This window comes from Huijunlia imazamoxiresistens, assembly GCF_037132455.1.
Taxonomy (GTDB): Bacteria; Bacteroidota; Bacteroidia; order Chitinophagales; family Chitinophagaceae; genus Flavisolibacter; species Flavisolibacter imazamoxiresistens.
Map to the genome: position 1 here is coordinate 122,159 of NZ_JBBBEI010000010.1, position 22,175 is coordinate 144,333.

A 22,175-nucleotide genomic window follows, 5' to 3' on the forward strand; every position below is an offset into this window, starting at 1 on the left:
AAGGGTTGAAGGGTTTTCTTCAGCCCTTTTGCGTTCCTGCTGCCGGAGAAGGCCGACATATTACACAATCCTGTTGAGTATTGATTGCACCAACTCCGGCAGTGTTGCCAGGAATTACCGGCATCCCTCCTATCGAGCTGTGCAGGCATAGTTTTTTTGGCACCTCCCCCTTTTATGGAACCCCTGGTTCCGGTTTATTGACCGGCGCTTACCCGGGCCTGCCCGGAATAGCCCTACCTATTGAAACCCAAACCCAGCATAACCCATGGTAAACACCTCCGCGGCCTTCAAAAAGCTCACGCAATTTTTGCTGTGCGCGCTACTCCTTACACCGCCCGCCAGCGCCCAGGAAACACCCGTTTCCCTTATCCCTTTCGGCAGCACCTGGAAATACGACGACAACGGCCCCAACCCGGGAACCTGGTGGCGTTCGCTCCTGTTCCCCGACCTGCTGTGGAAGACCGGCAAAGGCACCTTCGGCTACGGCATCAAAGACGCCGCCACCGAACTGCAGTCCGGCAAGAAAAACGGAAACGGCAAGGACGACGACAAGGACAAAAACAAAGACAAAGACAAAGAAAAGGACAAGGACAAAGACAAGGATAAGGACAAAGGCACCGTCACCGTCTATTTTCGGAAAGCATTTACCCTGGCCGACCCGGCCGCCTTCGGCCCGGCGATGAACGCCCGCATCAAACGCGATGACGGCGCGGTGGTGTACGTGAACGGCGAGGAAGTGTACCGCACCAACATGCCCGCCGGTACCATCACCCCCACCACCCTGGCCAAAAATGCAGCCGACCAGGGCCGGACGCCGCAGGCCTTTACTATTAAAACCACGTCTTTCCGCCGGGGCGTCAACCTTATTGCCGTGGAGGTGCACCAGCACAACGCCAACTCCCCCGACATGGCCTTCGACCTGGAGCTGACCGGCACCAAAATACCGGCGCCACCGCCGCCCCCGGCCCCCTCGGTCCGCAGCATCCTGCGCTATGCCCCCGCCACCCAAATCACCACCGCCACCTCGGTGACCTTCCGCACGACCTTTTCGGCGGCCGTACGCGGCGTAGATGCCGCCGACTTTACCGTCACCACCGTCAGCGGCACGGTAAAGGGCAGCCTGGCCGCCACGGCCGTAAAAGCGGTAAATGACAGTGTTTACGAGGTCACCGTAAGCGCTATAACGGGTACGGGCAACCTGCGGCTGGACCTGAAGCCCTCCGGTACCGGCATCACCAACACCACCGGCGCGGCCCTCAGCGGCGGCTATACCGCCGGTCAGACCTATACCATCGAAGCGCGGGAAACCACGCCCCCCGACCCGGCGCCCTTTGCCACCGGCATCTACCGCCACCTGCCCGCCACGGACACTACTACCGCCACTTCGCTTACCTTCCGGGCTACTTTTTCGGAAAAGGTATCCGGGGTGGACGCCGCCGACTTCTCGATCACCACGCTCCAAGGTACGGTCAGGGGTATGCTGGCCGCCACGGCGGTAAAAGCCGTAAATGACAGCGTTTATGAAGTTACTGTAAGCGCTGTAACGGGCACCGGCTCCCTTCGCCTGGACCTGAAGCCCACCGGCACCGGCATCACGGATGCTGCCGGCAACCTGCTCAGCGGTGGTTACGCCTCCGGGCAAACCTATACCCTCCAGGCCCGGGAAACGGTCCCCGTCGACCCGGCACCCCGCATCACCGGCATTTTCCGTCACCTGCCCCTCACCGACACCACTACGGCCACTTCGCTTACCTTCCGGGCCACTTTTTCCGAAAAGGTAAAAGAGGTGGATGCCGCCGACTTCACGCTTACCACGCTCAGCGGTACGGTAAAAGGTGTCGTGGGATCGAATGCGGTCACCGCTGTCAGCGACTCGGTCTATGATATTACCGTAAGTTCCATAACCGGCACCGGCTCGCTCCGCCTGGATCTGAAATCCACCGGGACCGGTATCCTTGATGTTCTGGGCAACCTCCTCAGCGGCGGCTATACCGCCGGACAGCTGTACAACATCCTGCCGCCCGTGGTCGTAACCGACCCCAATGCGCCGCTCACCGTGCTGAGCATCAACCGGCAGTCGCCGGCCACAGTGGCCACCAACGCCTCCTCGGTCACCTTCCGGGTCACCTTTTCCAAAAAAGTGACCGGCGTGGACGCCACCGACTTTTCCGCCACTCCGCTCAGCGGCAACGTCCGGGGTACCCTGGCGCACCTGGCCCTGGAAACCTCGGGCACGGTGGGCACCGAGGCGGTAGCGCCGGTAGGCACCGACGGTACCACCTATGATGTGTCGGTACGGGCGCTGGCCGGCAGCGGCACCCTGCGCCTCGACCTGAAAGCCTCGGGTACCGGCATCCAGGATGCGGACGGCAACGCCCTCAGCGGCGGCTTTACCGGGGGGCAAACCTATACCGTCCAGTCCTCGGGGGCGGGCTTCGCCTCCTTCTCCGACATCGCTCCCCTGCCCATTGCCACGCATACCATGGACAAACCGCAGGCGAAGGTGTGGAACTATGCCGGCAAGTGGTGGTCGGTACTCGCCACCACGGACGGCACCGCCATCTACCGGCTTGACGGCACTACCTGGACCGAAGTGCTGCCGCTGGTCAGCAACAGCAACTGCAAGGCAGACGTACAGGTAATGGAAGGCGTGGTGCATATCCTGCTGTTCCGTGGCGGCGGCGAAAACACCTACCTGATGTCGGCCGAGTACGATGGAGGCGCCGGCACCTACCGGCTCTGGAGCCAGCGGGCGGCCAGGGTTACCGTGGTGCTGGAACCGGGAGCCGAAACCGCTACCATCGCCCTGGACGGCACCGGCCGGATGTGGATGGCCTCGGACGGCGAAGAAGCCGTGCTGGTGCGCTGGAGCGATGCGCCCTACACCAGCTGGAGCGCTCCCATTACCGTAGCCTCCGGCATCATGGAAGACGACATCTGCGCCCTGGTCGCCCTGCCAGGCAAGATCGGCGTGCTGTGGTCGAACCAGAATACCCAGCGGTTTGGCTTTAAGACCCATACCAACGCGGCACCACCCGCCACCTGGTCGGCCGACGAATTGCCGGGCGCCGGCGCGGCGCTTAACCTGGGCCACGGCCTGGCCGACGACCACCTCAACATGATCGTGGGCGCCGACGGCACCTTGTACTGCGCAGTGAAAACGGGCTTCGATACCCCCAAATACCCCAAAGTGTCGCTGCTGGTGCGCCGCCCCGCCGGCACCTGGGACCCCCTCTACCCCGTTACGGCCAATGAAGGCACCCGGCCGATCGTGCTCCTCAACGAGGCGGCCCGCAAGCTGAAGGTGGTGTATTGCTCGCACGAGAACGGCGGCGATATCCTCTACCGCGAATCGTCCACCTCCTCCATCGCCTTCGGGGCGCCCCTGACCCTGGTCAGCGGCAACTACCTGTATAACTATGTGACCGCCACCCACCAGGCCTACAGCTCGGACGTGGTGCTGCTGGCTACCAACCTCGACAAGCGGCAGGCCGTAGGGGTGCTGGCCACGGACAATACCGCCCTCTTTACCGGCACCGCCTCCACGGCCCCGCTCACGACGCTGGCGACGGCCACCACCACCGCGCCCGCACCGGAGCTGCAGGCTACCGTCAACCCGCTTACCACGGGCACGGTGGTGCGCTTTTCGCTGCCGGAAGGAGGCCCCTACTCCCTCACCCTGCAGAACCTGCAGGGCGGATCGGTAAAACTGCTGAAGCAGGGAACCGCCGAGGCAGGCCAGCAGTATTCCGTGGCGGTGGACGGCACCACCCTCATCAACGGCATTTACCTGGTGCAGCTGCAAACCCGCCAGGGCATCACCACGCTGAAGCTGGTGGTGGAGCGGTAACGTGAACGGTTGGTCGTTAGTGCGTTTATTTTTGAAAGGGGGAGGAAACCAAAGGTTTCTTCCCCCTTCCTGTTTTTCGCATCGAAAAGCGGACTATCTTCACCGGAAGGGGTGCTGCCCCGTACCCTTAATACCAAAACAGTGACACTGAAACAGCTGATACAGGACTTGTGGGACCACGGCAACCTTACGGTCAGCCGCGAGGTAACGCCCTTCGACCCCGGCGACCTGCACGCCTCCGCGGAGTTGCTCCGCCGGCTTTACCACCAGGATTTTTCGGAAATGCCCCTGACCGCCCCGGACTTTGATGGGGACGCCGCCCTGTGGGGCGCCGCTACCCTGTACCGCGCCCTGCAGTTACTGCTCCTGCGCGACCTGGACGAGCCGGCCATCCGCCACTGGCTGCCCGCTTATGCCGGGCCACCAACACCGGAAGCCCTTTATTCCGCCGACCTGTCGCTGCGGCACCTGCCCGAGGTGCTGGCCGCCTGCAAAGGCCTGGCCCCCGGCGATCCGCTGGTGACCCGGCTGCAGGAGCTGGCCCTCGAATGGCCGTTTTCCGCCACCGGCCTGGACCTGCCCGGCACACCCGCCCTGGAAGTGCTCCTCGACCATCCCTCGCTCCGCAGCGCCTACCGCGACCGCGTGATCGGCCACCGCGACACCCGCCGGCTGGCCCATCCCGAGGTGGCCCTGCTGGTGGCGGAAGCCCTCGGCCGCCACCCCGAAGCCTTCTGGCCCGGCTACCCCCAAGTACCTGATGCAACCTTCCCAATACCCAATTAACCAATTAACCAATTAACCGCACCCATGACTCCTTCTTCCCTGGCGCTGATCGATAAGCTGAACGCGGCGCTCCGGCACCTCAAAGAAACCTTTGTCGGTAAAGACGACATCATCGACCTGATGGGCATTTGCCTGGCCGGCAGGGAAAACCTGTTCCTGCTGGGACCGCCCGGTACGGCCAAAAGCGCCCTGGTGCGCGAGCTGTCGAAGCTGCTGGAAGGAAAGACTTTCGAATACCTGCTCACCCGCTTTACCGAACCCAACGAGCTGTTCGGCCCCTTCGACATCCGCCGCCTCCGGGAAGGCGACCTCGTTACCAATACCGAAGGCATGCTGCCCGAAGCTTCCCTGGTGTTCCTCGACGAGCTGCTGAATGCCAACAGCGCCATCCTGAACAGCCTGCTGATGGTGCTGAATGAAAAAGTATTCCGCCGCGGGCGCGAAACGCGGCCGCTGCCCGCCCTGATGATCGTGGGCGCCAGCAACCACCTGCCCGGGGAAGAGGCCCTGCAGGCCCTGTTCGACCGCTTCCTCCTGCGCGTGCGCTGCGACAACGTAGACCCCGCCCACCTGGGCCAGGTGCTGAATGCCGGGTGGCTGCTGGAACAAAAGCCCGCCGGCGAGCGCCCGCAGCTCGCCACCGAGGAGATCCGGCAGCTCCAGTCGCTCCTGCCCCAGGTGGACCTGACGACGGTACGCCCCGCCTATATCGAACTGGTGCAGAAGCTGCGACACACCGGCCTGCCGCTTTCGGACCGCCGGGCCGTAAAGCTCCAGCGCCTCATAGCCGCCAGCGCCCTGCTGTGCAAGCGCCTGAAAGCAGCGGAAAGCGACCTGTGGGTGCTGCGCTACATCTGGGACACCGAAGAGCAGATGGACGTGATCGCCGCCATCGTGAATGCCGCGGTAAAAGCAGGGGGTGAACAGGAGGCGGCCCACCCCAGGGCTCACCTCAACGGGCAGCCCCAGGCCGACGACATTTATTCCGAAGTGCTGAAAATGACGGAACAATGGGAAGACCCGGCCACCGGTCCCGCCGACCGCAGCTCCATCAAGGACCGCCTGCGCTACCTCGACGGCCGCTGCGAATGGATCACCAATGAAGAGCAACGACAGTTTGTGCAAAAACCCGTACAGGAACTATGGAAAAAAATACTGCAGGCGAACTAACCGAAATGGTGGCCGTGCTGGCGGCCAAAGACGCCCCCGCCCTGGGAGCGGTGCGCTCCCTTCCCGGCCTCCGGGCCGCTGCCGAGGGCGAACGGGTATGGCTGCGGGGGCTCCCCGCCGCTCCGCCCCCCGCCGTCCGGGCCCTGCCCCTGCGCGGCGCCTGGCTGCTGGGGGAACAGGGACTGCTGTTCCCTCCCGGCGGCCACACCCCCACCGGCCGGCTGCCGGAAGGAACCTGGCAGCCGCTGACCGATTTTTTGAAAGTGGACCTCCCGGTTTCGGGCCTGCCCGGCCAGGCAGAGCCCCACACAACGGTGCAGCTGGTCCCCTCGGCCCGGTTCCACGAAGGCGCCGCCCTGCTGACCGACCGGGAAGGCTTTCGCTGTTGGGCCGAGGGTGCGCCGCAGGTGCGGCTGCAGGCCCTGCGCTTTACCGTTTCGGAGCAACAGGTATTGCTGCTGGGCACTCCCCTGCCGCCCCTGCCCGGGAAAGAATACTGGCAGAGCGGCAGCGTGCTGCTGCCCTGCGGCTACGATTTCGACCCGCCGCTGCTGGCCCGCCTGCTGGCGGCACGGTTCAACGCCGGGGGCGATGCCTATTTGCTGTTCGACCCTGACGGTTCCTGGGAACGGGTGCCGTTCGACTGTTTCGCCCCGTTAAGCCGCAGCGCCGCCCGAACAACGGGAACCGTCTCCCTCCCCACTCCACCTAACGTTGATGCACCATGAATGATACCCGGGAAACGGCCCTCACCTATTTCCGCCCGCACAAAAACTATTTCTGGCGGTGGGCCGAAAAAGGCGCCGTCATCGAAGACGCCGCCGGCTACACCATTTGTTACGGTGAAGATCTGGCCGCCCTGTTGCGCCGGCTGGCCGGCCAGGGGCTGCCGCCCTTCGGCACCCTGCTGTTGTTGCTGGCGGCGGGCCACCGGGACTGGCAGGCCCGCGGCAGGCAACAACTGCTGGAACTATTGTCCCGGCTGCTGCAACAGTTTGCCGGTTCCGGCCAGCCCCAAAAGCTGCAGCAGTATACGCTGGGCGCCGTGGCCTTCCTGGACCGGGTGCACGCCCTGCCCCCGGAGCTGCGCAGCGGTAACGGCCGGGCACAACTGTTCAGCGTGTTCCTTTCCGCCGCCTCCAGCCAAACGATGGACCCAGAAGCCGCCACGCGCCTGGTGGCGGAATGGGACAGCGGCCGCCTCGACGCCTCCCTGTTCACCGGGGCCAGGGCCCCCAAAGAAATTACCGAGCAGGTGTTCCTGCAGGACCTAACGGGCCTGTATAACGCCTTTATTGTTTTTCCCGACCGGGAAACCCTGGAGCACCGCATCCGCACCGGCCTGGATAAAGCCCCCGAACCCGCGGAGATCGGGTTGCCCCAAAAGGAAGGTGCGGATTGGCGAACCGAGCTGGAAGCCGATCCCCGCACCGCTGGCCTATCCCGCCTGGCAAGGCACCTGGAGGCCGCCCTGCACATCCCGATGCACGCCCACGGCAGCGGCGACCAGCCGCTCGGCGGGGTATCGGATATTACCAACCGCGGCAATTACGACCGCCTGCTGCTGTCCGAGCTGGCCCACGACGACCTGTCGCTGGTGGCCCGCCTCGCCAACAACGAGGCCCTGTTCCTGCGCCGTGAAGAACCGCCGGCTCCGGACAACCGCACCCGGACGCTGCTGGTGGATACCAGCCTGAAAATGTGGGGCACGCCCCGTGTCTTTGCCCTGGCCGCCGCCCTGGCCCTGGGCCGGAACACGGGGCGGGGCACCACGGTCCAGGCCTATGCCCTGGGCGGAACCACGGTGGAAGCGCTGGACCTTCAATCGAAAGAAGGCGTCCTCCGGGCCCTGGAGCGGCTCGACCCCGCCCTGCACTGCACGGTGGCCCTCGCCGCTTTTTTGAAGGACAGCGACCTGCCGCAAACTTCCCAAACCGTCCTGATCACCGGCGAGGGGGCCGACCTCCACCTGCAAGCCGCCCCGGAGCTCCAGCAGCGGCTTTCCTTCCTGCTGACCGTCGGCCGGCAGGGGCGCCTGGAGCTGTACGAACTGGTGGAGGGCCGGCGCAAACGGGTGACGTCCGCCCTGCTCGACCTCGACGAGCTGCTGTTTGCCCCCGTGGCGCCCGCCAGCACCCAACAGAAAAGCCCGCCGGCCTTTATGCGCCAGCCCGCTTCCCCGCTTTATTTTCCCACCGCGCGCGTCCGGGTACAGCCGGACCAGGCCTGGCACCACCCCGACCTGGGCGTGGTGGTCGTTACCCAGGACCAACGGGTGCTGCACTGGCCCCAGAAAGACAAGGGTGCCCGCGAGATCATCCCCTTTATAGAAGCAGGCCAGTACAGCCTGGGCCCGGTGGGGAAAACCGGCTGGTGCCTGGCCGTTTCCCAAGCGGCCGGCACCCGGCTGCGCCTGTACAGCCAGGCAACCCAAAACGCTCCCTGGGACTCCTGCGACCTTTCGCAAAAAATTTCCGATACCGAAGAAGTGAAAAAAATTGTGTTTGACGGCATGACACCTGCCGTTTTTGTCCAGCTGTCCCGGCGCGTCCTGTCCGTGGACCCGGTCCAGGGTACCGTACGGGACTGCCAGGCCCATAAGGACTGGAGGCCGTTAGCCGGCGTGGCGCCCCTGCCGGTTTATGAGGCTTCCTGCATCCGGAAATATATCCAAAAAGGCTATTCGGTACTGACCAGGATCCAGGAGCTTTATATCGACCATAACCAACAGCTTTGCCTGGACCACCGCGCCCTCCGCCCCGTTTCGGGCGCCCTGAAGCTAATGACCCGGGACGGCGCTACGGTCAAAAAAACGGAGCCGCTCGCCGACGAACCAGTGACCCTAGAGGGCTATGCGGACCCGCGGATGTCCTTCCGCCGGCTAAGCTGGGCCGATGGCAGCGAGATCCTGCTGGATCCCCGGGGGTTCCTGCACCTGCGCAGCTCCAATGCCGCCCTGCCGGAAATGACCCTGACCCTGATCGTGGACAAACCGCTGGCCGCCTGGGCCGCGGACGGCACCTGCACCGGCAATCACTATTTCCGGGCTGCCGGACAGCAGCTGGAACCGGCCGAATTCTATAAAAAATATCTTTCACCCTTTATCGCCCAACTGCAATGAAGCTGGAGCTGCAATTGAATTATACCCGGGAAGCCGGCGGCCCGGTGGCTGCGGCCTTCATTCACGGCGCTTCCGTCCGGGACTGGTTGCGGGAGATCGACCGCTGGGGCGTGGACCCGCTTGCACTGGTTTGCCTGGTCCTGCCCGAGCGAAAAGGCTCGGTGCGCCCGGGCGGTCTGCTGGTGGTATTTCCCGCGGGGCAGGCGCCCCCGGCCGATCGCCTGCGCCACCCTTATTATGCCCGGGCCGGCAAACTGTTCCTGCCCCTGCACGCCTGCCTGTATCCCGACGGGAACGAAGCGGAGCTGGCCGCGCTGCTGCTGTGGGACTGGCAGGTATTCCATCCCTCCCTGGGCTTTGTGGGCTTTGAAAAAAAGGACCGCCTGTCCCTGGCCGGCTTGCTGGAAGCCGCTCCCCCGCCGGCAGGTGCCTGGCGGCGCCCCCCGGACCCGCCGCCGCCTGCCGCCCGCCTGCAGCAGGTGCGGCTGGAGACCCTGTCCACGGCGGAAATGATGGACGCGCTGAAAGCCGGCATCGGCAGCCGCCCCCTGGACGAATTGCCCGCCGGTAACGATCCGGCCGGTGAAGGGCGCTCCGCCGCCGCCCGGATCGCTGAGGGGCTGAAACAAAAAGTCCTGGAAGGAGGCATGATCGTACTGGCCCTGCTGCTGCAGGCCCTGGCCGCCCTGCCCCCATTGGGCGGTGGCAGCACCTCCCGCTCCGCCGGCAGGTCCTCCAGGCGGGGAAGCGGCAATCCCGGCGCGCTCGACCAGCTGGTACAATGGCTCAGCCGGCAGTTGGAGACCTCCCGCCGAAACCGGCCGTCCAACCTCGACAGCAAGCGCGACCGCGAGCTGCAGCGGCTCCTCCGCCTGTTTGATAACAATACCGACGAAGCCCTCCAATACGCCCTGCCCCTGGATTCGCCTTACCTTTCCCGCGGGCAGGCCCCGCCCTCGGCCCGGCTGGGCAAACGGTCGACCCACTTCAACCTGGGCGGCCTCCTGGGTGGCGGCGCCGTGGATGCCTGGGATACGGGGAATTATTATTTCGAGCTGCGGCAGCGCTACCAGGAAGCGGCTAAAAAAGAAGCCGCCCGGGGCGCCCATAAAAAGGCGGCCTACATCTACGCCCACCTCCTGGCCGACTTTTCCGCAGCCGCCAACGTGCTGCAGCAGGGCCGCCATTTCCGCGAGGCGGCCGCCCTGTACCGCGACCACCTGAACAACCGCCCGGGCGCCGCCGCCTGCCTCGAAAAAGGCGGCCTGCTGCCCGAAGCCATCGACCTTTACCTGGAACTGCAGCAGCACGAGAAGGCCGGCGACCTGTACCGGCTGCTGGAACAGCCCGCCAAGGCCACTGCCTGCTACCAGACCGCAAGGGATAAGGCCCTGGCCAACCACAACTACCTGGAAGCCGCCCGCCTGCAGCGGCAGCAACTGGGCGAACCGGGAGCGGCCGCACACACCCTGCTGCGGGGGTGGCACCAATCGGCCCAGGCAGAGGCCTGCCTGAAGGAATATTTTGCGCTGGCGGCCGAAGAGGAGCCGCCCGGCCTGCCCCGGAAAGTTCAGGAGGTATTTTCAGGAGCAGTGGCGCCGCAGCAACAACTGGCCTTCCTGAATGTGCTGCTGCAGGTGAAGACCACCTACGCCGGCGCCGAACTGGAGGCGGTGGCGCAGCAGTTGGCCTACCAGGTCGTCAGCGAACAGGCCGCGGCGGGCAACCCTTCGGCCCTGAACCTGCTGAAAAGCTTTGTACCCGGCGACCGGCTGCTGCAGCCCGACTGCACCCGTTTTCTCGCCAACCGGCCGGCCACGCCCCTGCCCGCCGCCGGCTCCACCGTTTACCAACTGGCGAACGACGTGCAATGGCTCCGGGCGGCTCCCTTCACCCTCAACGAGTTTCTCCTGCTTGGGGTAAAAGGAAAAAAGCTGCACCTGGCCAGGGGCAACCGCGAGGGACGGTTTGAATATCATTCCTGGAACGAAGCGGTGCCCTATGGCCCGAAAGCCCGCCTGGTCCTGAACGGGCAGCGAACGAACACCGTGCTTCTCCACCCTGCCGACGAACTGGCGCTGCCCCTCAAAACGCTGCCCCCCGCCCGGGGCTTTTCCCGGCAGCTCTTCGTGCAATGCCCCGCCTGGCTATCGAACAACGTGCTGGGCCTGGCCATCAACAGGGAAGGGAATGTCGTGGCCCTGCTGCGGGTCCACGGCGCCCTGGCGCTCCGGCACTACAGCCCCGAGGGCGTGCTGCACCAGTCTGTCGATTGCACGCTGGAAGGCGGCAGCCCGGTCGCACCCCATCCCCAACTGCCCCGTACCGACGTCCACTTCCAGAATGGCTGCTTTTACATCGGGTGGGGTGAGGAACTGTGGCAGGTGGCCGAAAACGGGCGGACCCAGGTGATGGCGTTACCCGCTTCTGTAAACGGCCTGAACGGGCTTACGGTTGCCGACCCCGACCCGGGCGTCAAAATCGCCCTGGCCACCGCCGGCGGATGCGCCCTCTACACCGCCCGGGGCCCCCACCAGCAAATGAAACCGTACTACGATCAGCCCTTCGGCAACGAGCTGAAGCCGGTCTGCCTGCAGTTTATCCTGCCCCGCTTCCTGGTGGTGGCCGAACGGCTGCAGGCAGTGGTGTTCGCCCTGGAGGCCGAAGGGCCGGTAGTCGTGCGCCGCATCCCGGCTACCGCCACCATCGTTTCGGTCTTTCCCGCCGGCACCCGCAACCACTGCGCCCTGCTGGAGGAAAACGGCCGGCTTTCGATCCACGACCTGGCGCAGGAAGGATAATTACCGGGAAAGGATCCGCCCCCTTGCAGCATCAATGAAGCGACCTTCGTTCCCGGTCCAACGCAAAGAGGCTTACGGTCATCCGTAAGCCTCTTTGCGTTGGAGGAAGCGCCTTTTAGGGAACCACTACCGTCGTACCGAAGGTGCGGCTGCCATCGCTGAGGACCAGCCGGTATATCCCTTTCTTCCAGCCGGAGGTAACCAGGCTGAGGTCGGGTGCCTGGCTGAAAACGGAGGGATAAAGCGCTACCAGCCGTCCCCCGCCGTCAAATACCCTCAAGGTCATGGACCCGCCCGGGGCTCCGGACCAGCGCAGGGTAGCGCTGCCGTTCCGCACGGGGTTGGGGAAAACGGTCAGCTCCCCGGCTTTCGCCCCGGACAGGGTCACCTGGCGCACCGGCGAATAGGTATATTGCTCGTCGCGGTCCACCATGCGCAGCCGGAAGAAGTTTTTGCCCTCGGCAGCCCGGTCATACCCGAAAGCATAGGAAGCCTCCAGGGCCCGGCCCGCAGCGGCCACCGTGCCCACGGAGGTATAGGTCCGTCCGTCACGGCTGTGCTCCACTTCGAAGCGGGCGGTATTTTCTTCTTCCAGCGTTTTCCAGCGGAGCGATACCCTGCCGGGGCCGGCGGCCACCGCATCAAAGGCGTGCAGGCGCAGGGGCAGCACGAGGTGGGCGGGATCGGGATAGACGATGATGGTCAGGCAGGCCGTTGCCGTTGCCGGCGCACTGTAGGTATCGGCCATCTTGTAGGGCACCACGGCCGTGCCGGTATAGCCGTAAACGGGAGTAAAGGTATACGTGCCGTTACCGCCGGGAACCAGGGTGCCGGCCACCGTACTGCCGTCCGCTTCATAAACCGTCAGGCTGCCCGAAGTAACGAGGGTGCTGCCGCTGTAAAACCCGAGGAAAGAAAGCGGGGTATGCGTATCCGGGTCGCTGTCGTTGCCCAGCACGTTGCCGCTCACCGGCGTATTGATCCAGGTGCTGTTCTGGTCGTTGGCGGCCTGCACATAGTTGGGCAGTGCCACGGTGATGGTCAGGGTAGCCGTGGCCGCCAACTCCTCGCTTGGAACGCAGGTATTTTGGTTAACCGCCTGGTCGTAGACCCGATAGGTCAGCACGTCGGTACCGGAAAAGCCGGCATCGGGAACGTAGCGGACCAGGCCGTTGGCCAGCACGGTGGCCGTACCATGGGCCGGGATCATGGTAATGACGGGCACACTCAACTCCAGGCCTTCGGGATCGTAGTCGTTCTCCCGCACATCGGCGTACAGGGTCTGGCCCACCAGGGTGGTTTCCGCATCATCGACAGCCACGGGCGCCGTATTGGCCGGGCTGGAGACGGTAATGGTCACCGTACCGGTGGCGGTTTGGGAAGGAATGCCGTTGTCGGCCAGGGTATAGGTAAAGGTAAAGGTGCCGGTAAAACCAGGGGCCGGGGTATACGTAACGGTCCCGTCGCCATTGTTGGTGAGGCTGCCGGCCGCAGCGGGGTTGGGTGCGGAGAGACCTGTCAGGGACAGCACGCCGCCTTCCGGGTCGCTGTCGTTGGCCACCAGGTTGAGGGTGACGGGCAGGCAGGGCAGCACCGTCCGGGTGTCCGCACCGGCGGAGGGCGCCCGGTTGGCGGCAGTCAGCACCAGGCGGGCGCCGGCGCAATAAGCCGTGGCGGCGCAAGAAGCGGCGGCAGCGGCATCCTCGCAAACGGAATAATACAGCGTATCGTTGCCCGTAAAGCCGGCATAGGGAACATACACGATATTTCCCGAGGCATCCACGGAGGCCGTGCCGTTCCGGGGCGCGGTGGCGATGGTGACCAGCAGGGCGCGGCCTTCGGGATCGACATCGTTGGCCTTTACATTGACGGTCTGGGTAACGCCGCTCGGGGCGGTGGCCGCATCGTCGGCGGCGGTCACCGGTGAGTTGGTCACTACCACGTAGGCGGTGGCGCTGTCGCTGCCGTTGGACGTGGTGAGCTGGTATTGGAAGGAAGCGATGCCGTTGAAGCTGCTTACGGGTGTGAACACGATGGTGTTGCCCACCACCGAGGCGGTGCCCTGGGCGGCGGAAGGCGCCGTTGAAACTGAAATGCCCGTAACGGCAGCCCCCATCAGGTGATCGTTGGCGGCTACCTCAATAGTCACCGGGGCAACAGATTGGGTAGTAGCCGTATCCGGCAGGGACAGGGGGGCCCGCGCCGGGATAGGCGCGCAACTGGTGGCCGGTGCATAATGGATGGTCAGCACCGGCTGGTAGGCCGGGGTGCCATGGGTACGGGAGGCGAAGGTCTTGATCTGGTTGTTCAGGGTTTCGTTGTCGAACTTCAGCAGCAGCCCTTCGTTGGCATAGTCGCCGGAATACCAGTCCTGCACCAGGGTGGTGAGGTTCCAGGAGTAAGCGCCGGTGGTGGATACGGCGGTAGTGGCATAGGGCGCGGAGGCGAAATCGCCCCCGGCGGTGGTCCAGGCGGTAGTGCCGGTCCGGGTGACCCAGCTGGGCACGCCCGTGCTGCCGCCGCAGGCGCCGGTGCCTTCCTCCCAGGCGGCCGTTACCCGGTGCGCCGAAATATCATAAGCGGTGCTGGATTGGGCGGAAGTCAGCTGCATTTTCAGGGTAGCCCCGGTGATGACCATTCCTGCCGGCAGCGAAGAAAGGTCGAATCGCAGCAGGCTGCGCAGCTTTTTGGAAGATTCGCCATCGACCAGCAGGCTGGTACAGGCGCCGAAATTCTTGTTATTGTCATTCAGGCTGAGATATGTATCCCTTTGGGCGCCGAGGGCAACACTGCCCGGAGCGCCGGCTCCGGTTACGGTATAGGTGCCGCCCGAGCAGCCGTCGCTCTTTACGGTGACCGTCACGGTTTCGGTTCTGCTGTAGCCCAGGTCATTCACCACCCGAACTACAAAAGCATCGGTGCCGCTGTAATCCGCGTCGGGCACATAGGTGACGGAATAATCGGGATTGACCGACACCGTTCCATGGGCGGGAGCGCTTACCAGGCCCGAGAGGACCAGGGAGGTGGCGCCGGTGCCGGGCTGGTCGTTGGCCAGCACGTTGATGGTGGCCCGGTTGTCCTCTGTAATGGTTTGCTGGTCATCGGTGGTCACCGGGGCCTTGCTGGCGTCGCCTACCGCAATGATATAGGTGCCGCTGGCGCAAAGGGCGGGCGACCGCTTGTCGCAGACCGTATAGGTAAGCGTTTCCAGGCCGAAAAAGTCCTTGTTGGGGGTATAAGTGACGTTACCGCCGGAGGAAAAGCTGACAGTGCCGTTGGCATTACCCGTAACGGCGGTCAGGCTCAGGACGTCACCGTCGGGGTCGGCATCATTGGCCAATACGTTCTTCGCCAGTGAGGCGGTGCCGCAAAGCGGGTCCAGGGAGGCATTGTCGGCGGCGGGCACCGGCACCCGGTTGGGCGGCAGGATCGTCACCGGTACGCTTTTGAAGCTCGTACGGCCGCAGGCGTCCATAACCGTCAGGGTGAGCACGCAGGAAGTGGCCTGTGCCACAACCGGCGGCGTAAAGGTGGTTGTGGCGGAGGCGGGGGCGGAAAACGAGCCGCCGCAGCTGGAGCTCCACTTGTAGGTGAAGCTGTTGCCCGGAAAAACGGAAGCGGCCGAAGCGGTAAAGGAGGGCGTGATGCCCCCATAGATTTTCATGCCTTCCGTAAGGGAGGCCGTACTGATCTGCGGCGCCTTTTCAATACCCTGGAAAAAGCTGAAGTCGAGGAAGGCCCGCTGGGCGGCCACGGAATGGGCGGTGGCTTTATTCAGGTCATGCCCGGCCTCGTACATGACAAAACCCCGGTCGGACTGGCCCATGCCTCGCCCGTACACGATCAGGGCCGCGGCGTTGGAGCGGTCGGAACGCAGGGTGGGCACATTTTTCTGGGTGGGGTCGTAGGCCGTAATATGGGTGGAAGGGCGCCAGCCGCCACCCGCAGTTTGCAGGGGAATATATATTTGTTCCGAACCATTCTGGTGGGCCAGGTCGGTCCCGCCCATGTACTGGGTGTTGGGGTCGGCCGGCAACAGGTGGGTGAAGGGAAGCGTACCGGCTGCATGGCTGCCAAAATCGATGAGGCCGGTAAGGGTGAGGAAATTGGTTTGCTGGGCCCCGTTTGCAGGGTTGACCATATTCTCCAGTACGCTCACGGCATGGCAGCCCGCCCAGATGGCGCCCCGGGCCGTCTGGTTCCACGTATAAAGATTGCCATGCGTGGACCACAGGGGATCGGCATGGGGCATCACGTAAAACTGGTCGCAGCTGGTCAGCTTCGCCGGTGTTTTCCAGCTGTAGGCGGTGGAAGGGATGCCGGCATTGATCAGGAATTTTTCGGCAATGCCCCCGTTCTGGGCATCGAGTGTCCATACAGGAGCCGTGGTAAGGGTATACGTCACCGGAACGGTAAATTCAGAAGTGGTGGAGGCGCCCGTCATGCCCAGTCCCTGGTAGAAGGCAATGCGGCTGTTAACGGCCGTGGACCGGAAGGCCGCCGGAATGATAAAGGTGCCGCCTTTGTAGGCCACCCCGTTATGCGAAAAATCCGTTCCGTCCTTGGCTTTGGACGCATTGATCACCCAGTACACCGGCACCTTGTAGGTCTTCAGCAGTTCGTACACCAGGCCATACGGCTTCAGGCTGTTGCCCGTGGTCGGCGCGGAGCTACCCATATTAATAATGTAGGAATTGGCGGCGATCGTCTGTGTTTGCGCCTGGGCGAGGCTGCCCAGGCAAACCAGGACGAGGCTCATCATAAAAACCACTTTTCTCCAGGCCGTTTTTACACGCAGGATACTTTGGAATATTTCCCCCGTCGCAGAAAGTTCCCTGCAGGGGTCCGATCCGGGCTTTTGCAGGAAAAGCGGGGCTGGTAATGCATAGGATTTTGAAGTTGAAAAGCAGGAACGATGCATCGCTCCTGCTTCCCTGGTCTTTACTGGCATATTGGAAATTTTATACAAAGCAAGACATTAAATCGCTTACATATTAGAAGTATTTACTTAGTATAAATCCCTTATTCAAACCGCCTGAAAGCCCGTATGGAAATTGATCCGTCCGGGGGCGGCCTTAACTTTTCCTTTTCACTCCCGGGTAGTAGAAGGGGACTGCCGCAGGCGCTGCGGCATAAAAAAAGAGGCCGCCTCCTGTCGTTGGAGACTGCCTCTTTTCTTTGGCGAACCGTGCTGGGGAGCACCTACATGCGCCCGGCGGGGCCACTAGGGTTCAAACACGCATTTGGTGGTGATCACGGACTGGTTCATTTCCACTTTTACCAGGTACAGGCCGCGGCCCAGGTGGGCGGGATGGCCGATGCGCAGGCTGCTGGATCCGGCCGGTACGTTGCGGCGCTCCACCCATACCTGTTTGCCGGTAGCATCCAGCAGGGAGATGGTCGCCCTGCCTTCACGGTCGTTTTCCACCGCCAGGGCAATGGTTGTTTTTGCCGGGTTGGGGCTGACCGTGATCGCCAGCGGGCTGCCGCCGGTGGCGGACAGGCGGATCACTTTGCTGAACGAGGAGCGGCCGTCTGCTTCCACCATGCGCAGGCGGTAGTACAGGCTGCCTGCAGGCAGGCCCTTATCGGTATAGGCATAGGTGTTGGCGGTTCCGCCCTGGGCAGCTACCGTAGCCATCGGCGCATAGCTTACGCCATCCTGGCTTCTTTCCACCACGTAATGGCTGAATTGCTCTTCATTGGCGGTTTCCCAGTTCAGGAAGGCGGAAGTGCCTTCCTTTATGGCCGAGAAGCGCACCAGGGTCACCGGCAGTACCAGGTTGCTGCAGGTAACGGCCACCTGCACCCCGGAAACGGAAGCCGGGCAGCTGCCGCTGCGGATCTGCCACTGGTAGGCATAGGTGGTATTGCCGATCAGGCCACTCACCTGGGTAGTGGGCAGCAAAGGGTTGGCGATGGTGGTCGCCGGACCCGCCACCTGCACCCACTGGCCGGAGCCCGCAGCCGGGGCATTACCCGCCAGCGTGGCCGTGGGCTGGCAGATCGCCTGGTTCGGGCCGGCGTTGGCAGCAGAAGGCAGCGGGGCTATGGCCACCTTGATATCGCTGGAGCTGGAACAGCCGCCCCCGCCGGTACCGGTGATGGTCCAGCGATAAGTATAGGTTCCGGTGACGGCACCGGACAGTTGGTTATTCGGCGTGGCCGGGTCGGCAGCGAAAACAGGCGTATTGGGACCACTGACGAGGCTCCAGGAGCTGTATTCATTGGCGCCCGGGCCGTTAGCGGCCAGGGTGAACGAGCTGACGTTGCAGAGCGACTTGTCGGCCCCTGCCACCGCCGGGGTCGCCGGCGGCCGGATGGTCACCTGCCGGTCGTCAAAGGAACCGGGGCAGGCTACTCCCTGGCTGCTGAGGGTATAGCGGAAAGTATAGGTTCCCGGCACCAGGTTGGTGGCTGCCGCAGCGTTGGCGGTGACGGCTGCGAACGAAGCCGTAGCGGGGGTGGTCCCCACCTGCGTCCAGGTACCCGTGCTGCCGGCATTACCGGTCAGGCTGACGGTCGGGCTGTTGCAGATGAACAGGTCGGTCCCGGCATCGGCGGGAGGATTGACCGCCACGACCAGGTCGTCGGTACTGGGGGTGCAACCCAGCCCGTTGGTCACCGTCCACCGGAAGGTGTAGGTGCCGGCACCCAGGCCGGTCACGGTGGTGGCCGGCGTCAAGGGATTGGTGATCGATACCTGGCTGGGACCGCCTACCTGGCTCCAGGCACCCGAGCCGGCCGCAGGAGCGGCAGCGTTCAGGCTGGTCGAAGAACCGCTGAGGCACGACTGGTCCGCGCCGGCGCTGGCAGCGGAAGGAGGCGTTCCTACCCGCACCACCGCATCGCTGGTTTGCGTGCCGCAGCCGCCATTGGTAACGCTCCACCGGAAGGTATACGCCCCCGGCACCAGCCCGCTCACCGTAGTGCTGTTGAGGCCGGGCGAAGCGATCACCGCGCCGCCGTTCCCGCCGACCTGCGACCACAGGCCGGTCAGGGAGGCCGGGCCGTTACCGGTCAGGGTAGCCGATGAGGTACAAATATCCTGGGAAGCAGGCGTCACGCTGATGGTGGTGCCGGGCGATACCGTAGCCAGGACCGTATCCCGCGAGGGCGTACATCCATTCAGCGAAGTGACCCACTCGAATACATAGGTGCCGTTGGCCAGGCCGGTAACGGTAGGTGTGGCGGAGGCCGCATCGCTCAGGTGCGCGGACGAAGGCCCGCTGACCTGCTGCCAGATACCCGTAGCCCCGGCCGGTGCCGGAGCGGTGGCGCCGAGCACAAAGGAGGGCGTGCCGGTGATGCGGCAGATATCGGCCCCGGCATTCGCGGCGGCAGGCCCCTGGACGTTGCCGGTGGTCAGAACGACATTATCGGAAGTGGAGCCGCAGGCATTAGCGATCTGCCAGGTAAAGGTATATACCGTATTGGCCGCCAGCCCGGTAACGGTGGGCCGGGGCGCATGCGTATCCGAGAAAGAAACGCCGGCCGAAGGATGGACACTCCAGGTACCGGTTTCATTCGCTGCCGGGGTATTGCCCGAAAGCTTATACGTTATACCATAACAAATGGCGGCATCCTCTCCTGCAGTGGCAGTGGTCGGCAGGCCGGAGGCCACGGACACTTTTACCAGGCTTTCCGCCTGCGCACAGGCTACCCCGTTGGAAATGCTCCATTTAAAGACATACGCGCCGGGTACCAGGCCGGACACGCCCGAATTGTGGTGGGCGGGATCGGCGATCACGGCCGTTCCGGGGCCGCTGACCTGCGACCAGGTGCCGGTTCCCGAGGTGGGCAGGTTCCCGGCCAGCGAGGTGGCGGTAATGCTACAGCCCAGCAACTGGTCGGTGCCCGCATTTGCCGGGGAAGGAGTGCCGGAAACCAGGATGGTCACATCGGCGGTAGCCGTGGCACATCCCGTTCCGCCTACCTGCTGAAAGCGGACCACGTACGTGCCGGGAGTGGTCAGACCGGTCATGTAGTAGGGCGAAGCGGTAGCGGCACTGAAATAACTGTTGGGAACAAAGCCGGGTGTCGGCGCGGACAGGATCTTGAATTCCGTGCGGACACCGCCGGTGGCGGCGTAGCTGACGGGAATAAACGAAGAGCCGCAGGTGCCCATCAAAGGAGAAGGGGACGTAATGCTGATCGTCGGCGGTGCGGAAAACCCGATGGTCCGGGTAACGCTGGACGAACAGCCGCTGGCGTTGGTAATGGTATAGCGGAACACGTAGGTGCCGGAGCCATCCAGGCCGGAAACCGTGGTATTATAAGAAGAAGGAGCAGCGATGACAGCGCCTGCGGGACCGGAAACCTGGGTCCACTGCGCCGCTTCACCTGCAAACTGGGCCCTGGGAGCGCTCAGGACGGCCGAAGTACGCCCGTCGCAATAGTTCACGCTCGAGTTGCTTCCGGCCGAGGTCAGCGCGGAGGTATTGGCCGGAACGGTGATCTGTACCTCGTCCATACCCGTAACGCAGGGGCCGTCTACCGTCCAGCGCAGGATATACACACCCTGGATCAGACCGGTAACCGTGGAGGTCGGGGAATGGAGTGCCGTAATCACAGGCGTATTGGGACCGCTCACGAGCGCCCAGGTACCTTCCTGGCCCGAGGTTCCGCCCAGGCCGGCTTTGGACCCGGCCAGCGTGGCGGTAGTGGTTCCGGAATAGCAAGAGCTCAGCGTTTGATCCGGCCCGGCGGAAACAGGGCTCAGGCCGCCCCGATTCGTGATTACAACCTCGTCGGTGGCCGTACAGGAGCCCTGGCGCACGGTCCAGCGCAGCACGGAACTTCCCTGGGCATGGGCACTTAACGTGATGGCGCTGGTGGGGGAATTGGGATTCTGGATGGTAACGCCGGCTTCATTGGCGGCCACTACGATGCTCCAGGTGCCGGTACCCGCACCGGGGTTGCTTCCGCTCAGCGAGGCGGTACCCGGGCAAAGGGTCACATCCGGGCCGGCAGCGGCACTGGTGATGGGGGCTACCGTATAGGTCACGTTGTTGCTGACGGTGGATCCGTCCTGGCAGGTAGCACTGAGCTTAAATTCATACGTACCTGCCGTAATACCGGTGACGCCGGAGCTAAGGGAATGAGGCGCGGAGAGGGTTACCGGCGCGCCGCTCACCTGCGACCAGGTGGTCAGACCGGAATTCTGGAACTGGCCGGAGGCGTTCCCGTTCAGGGTGAGCGTACTATTCTGGCAAACGGTGGCATTGGTACCCGCATTTACCGTACAGTTTTGCGCCTGGGCCGAAAGGCTGCCTGCCAGGAGGCCTGCCCAGAAAAGAAGAGCATAAAATTTCATAAGCTGATAGGAGATTTGCTTTGGTTACGACGATCAATCAGGGGTTCGCCGGAAAGCCTGCATTCCTACTGAAGGAAAAACGCACCTAATGAATCGTCAACACTTCCGTCAAAATCCTGTCATTGATCGTTTACACCAGCCTGTTCAATTGAGCTGCAGAGTTACAGCAAAAACACTTAAGTACTTTACCTTAAATCCCCCAAAGGCTCAATATAAGTGTTTGCACAGATACAATATAAGTATATACACCTAATAAGCTTATAGAGAATCTCCAATTTACTATACTAACATTTATTCATATATAACCTTTAAGGCCAGCATCGTGGAAAAAATTGAATCCATCACCTATAAAAATTAAATCTACTATCAAATACCCCGCTTTTTCCGCTAAAAATGCCGGCGGCCGGCCCGGATGTTCCCGGACCGGCCGCCTGTGCCAATTTCCGTCCCGGGCCACCCGGGAACTGGCCCCGATTAATGGGATGGGGTAAAATTGAGGGTGTCCTTGGTGCTGCCGCACTCGAGCATGCCCTTGCCGTACTTGGGATGGTGCAGCCCCAGGTAGGGATTGCGGATGGCCTCGGTCTTATCCAGCCAAAGGCCCTGCTCCTCGTCGTTAAAGGCCATGGGGCATTCCTGCAGGTACACCTTCGCCTCGTCGAAGCGAATGGTGCGCAGCAGGTCGTACAGGTTCTGCGACAGGTTGTGGAAGGCCCTTCGTTTGGCCGTCAGGTCGCGGGCCTCCGCGATGGTACCCGCCTCTGCTTTGGACGCGTCGATATAGCTGAGGGCGGTCTGGTAGATGGGGGTATCCTTTTTCAGCTCGTTGAAGTTGGCCCCTTCCAGGGATGCTTTCAGCGCGCCGGCCTGGCGGTTGGCGGCGGCGCTGTCCCAGTTCACCAGGGCATCGGACAGGCCGTAATAGGCCGTCAGCACCTTATTTACCGAAACGTTGAAACTGTCGGAATGCTGGCTGACCACCACCGCCTGCTGCCGGGGGCCCTCCTCCTTCGGCTTCTTGCGGGTAACAAAAAAATACCACGTCAGCACGCCGGCAAGGCCCAGCAGGATCAACAGGAAAAGTTTCTTCATGAAAGGAAAAATTTTGCGCTAAAGATAATTCAAAGTTAG

At 63.3% G+C, this 22,175-nt stretch carries 9 protein-coding genes; 6 read left to right on the plus strand and 3 right to left on the minus strand.

Translation table 11 applies throughout. From position 1 onward, the window contains the following. The first annotated feature begins 265 nt into the window (after positions 1-265). From V9K67_RS13940 to V9K67_RS13965, 6 genes are all read left to right on the plus strand, one after another. Entirely contained in the window at positions 266-3,850 is a 3,585-nt protein-coding gene (locus tag V9K67_RS13940; RefSeq protein ID WP_336723445.1) for a T9SS type A sorting domain-containing protein, read from the plus strand. Between the two features lie 141 nt (positions 3,851-3,991). Next, complete coding sequence (locus tag V9K67_RS13945) at positions 3,992-4,636, plus strand: hypothetical protein (RefSeq protein WP_336723447.1); 645 nt, start codon at positions 3,992-3,994, stop codon at positions 4,634-4,636. Between the two features lie 24 nt (positions 4,637-4,660). After that, positions 4,661-5,806, plus strand: a complete 1,146-nt coding sequence (locus V9K67_RS13950; protein WP_336723449.1) for an AAA family ATPase — start codon at positions 4,661-4,663, stop codon at positions 5,804-5,806. After that, positions 5,779-6,534, plus strand: coding sequence for a hypothetical protein (locus V9K67_RS13955; RefSeq protein ID WP_336723451.1), 756 nt, complete (start codon positions 5,779-5,781; stop codon positions 6,532-6,534). Before V9K67_RS13950 ends, V9K67_RS13955 begins: the two co-directional genes overlap by 28 nt. After that, the gene (locus V9K67_RS13960) at positions 6,531-8,927 is read left to right on the plus strand and encodes a hypothetical protein (RefSeq protein ID WP_336723452.1); all 2,397 of its coding nucleotides are present in this window, start codon (positions 6,531-6,533) and stop codon (positions 8,925-8,927) included. The genes V9K67_RS13955 and V9K67_RS13960 overlap by 4 nt, the downstream gene beginning before the upstream one ends. Beyond that, complete coding sequence (locus V9K67_RS13965) at positions 8,924-11,728, plus strand: hypothetical protein (RefSeq protein WP_336723454.1); 2,805 nt, start codon at positions 8,924-8,926, stop codon at positions 11,726-11,728. Before V9K67_RS13960 ends, V9K67_RS13965 begins: the two co-directional genes overlap by 4 nt. Before the next feature lie 115 nt (positions 11,729-11,843). Here the strand turns inward: V9K67_RS13965 and V9K67_RS13970 are convergent, their stop codons facing one another. The 3 genes from V9K67_RS13970 to V9K67_RS13980 all read right to left on the minus strand — a co-directional run bounded on the left by V9K67_RS13970 (position 11,844) and on the right by V9K67_RS13980 (position 22,136). Then, positions 11,844-16,490 (minus strand): Ig-like domain-containing protein, encoded by a 4,647-nt coding sequence (locus V9K67_RS13970; RefSeq protein WP_336723456.1) that lies wholly within the window; start codon positions 16,488-16,490, stop codon positions 11,844-11,846. A gap of 462 nt (positions 16,491-16,952) precedes the next feature. Next, positions 16,953-21,044, minus strand: a complete 4,092-nt coding sequence (locus V9K67_RS13975; protein WP_336723458.1) for a PKD domain-containing protein — start codon at positions 21,042-21,044, stop codon at positions 16,953-16,955. Positions 21,045-21,518: 474 nt separating this feature from the next. After that, positions 21,519-22,136, minus strand: coding sequence for a DUF3347 domain-containing protein (locus V9K67_RS13980; RefSeq protein ID WP_336723459.1), 618 nt, complete (start codon positions 22,134-22,136; stop codon positions 21,519-21,521). Between the last annotated feature and the right edge of the window lie 39 nt (positions 22,137-22,175).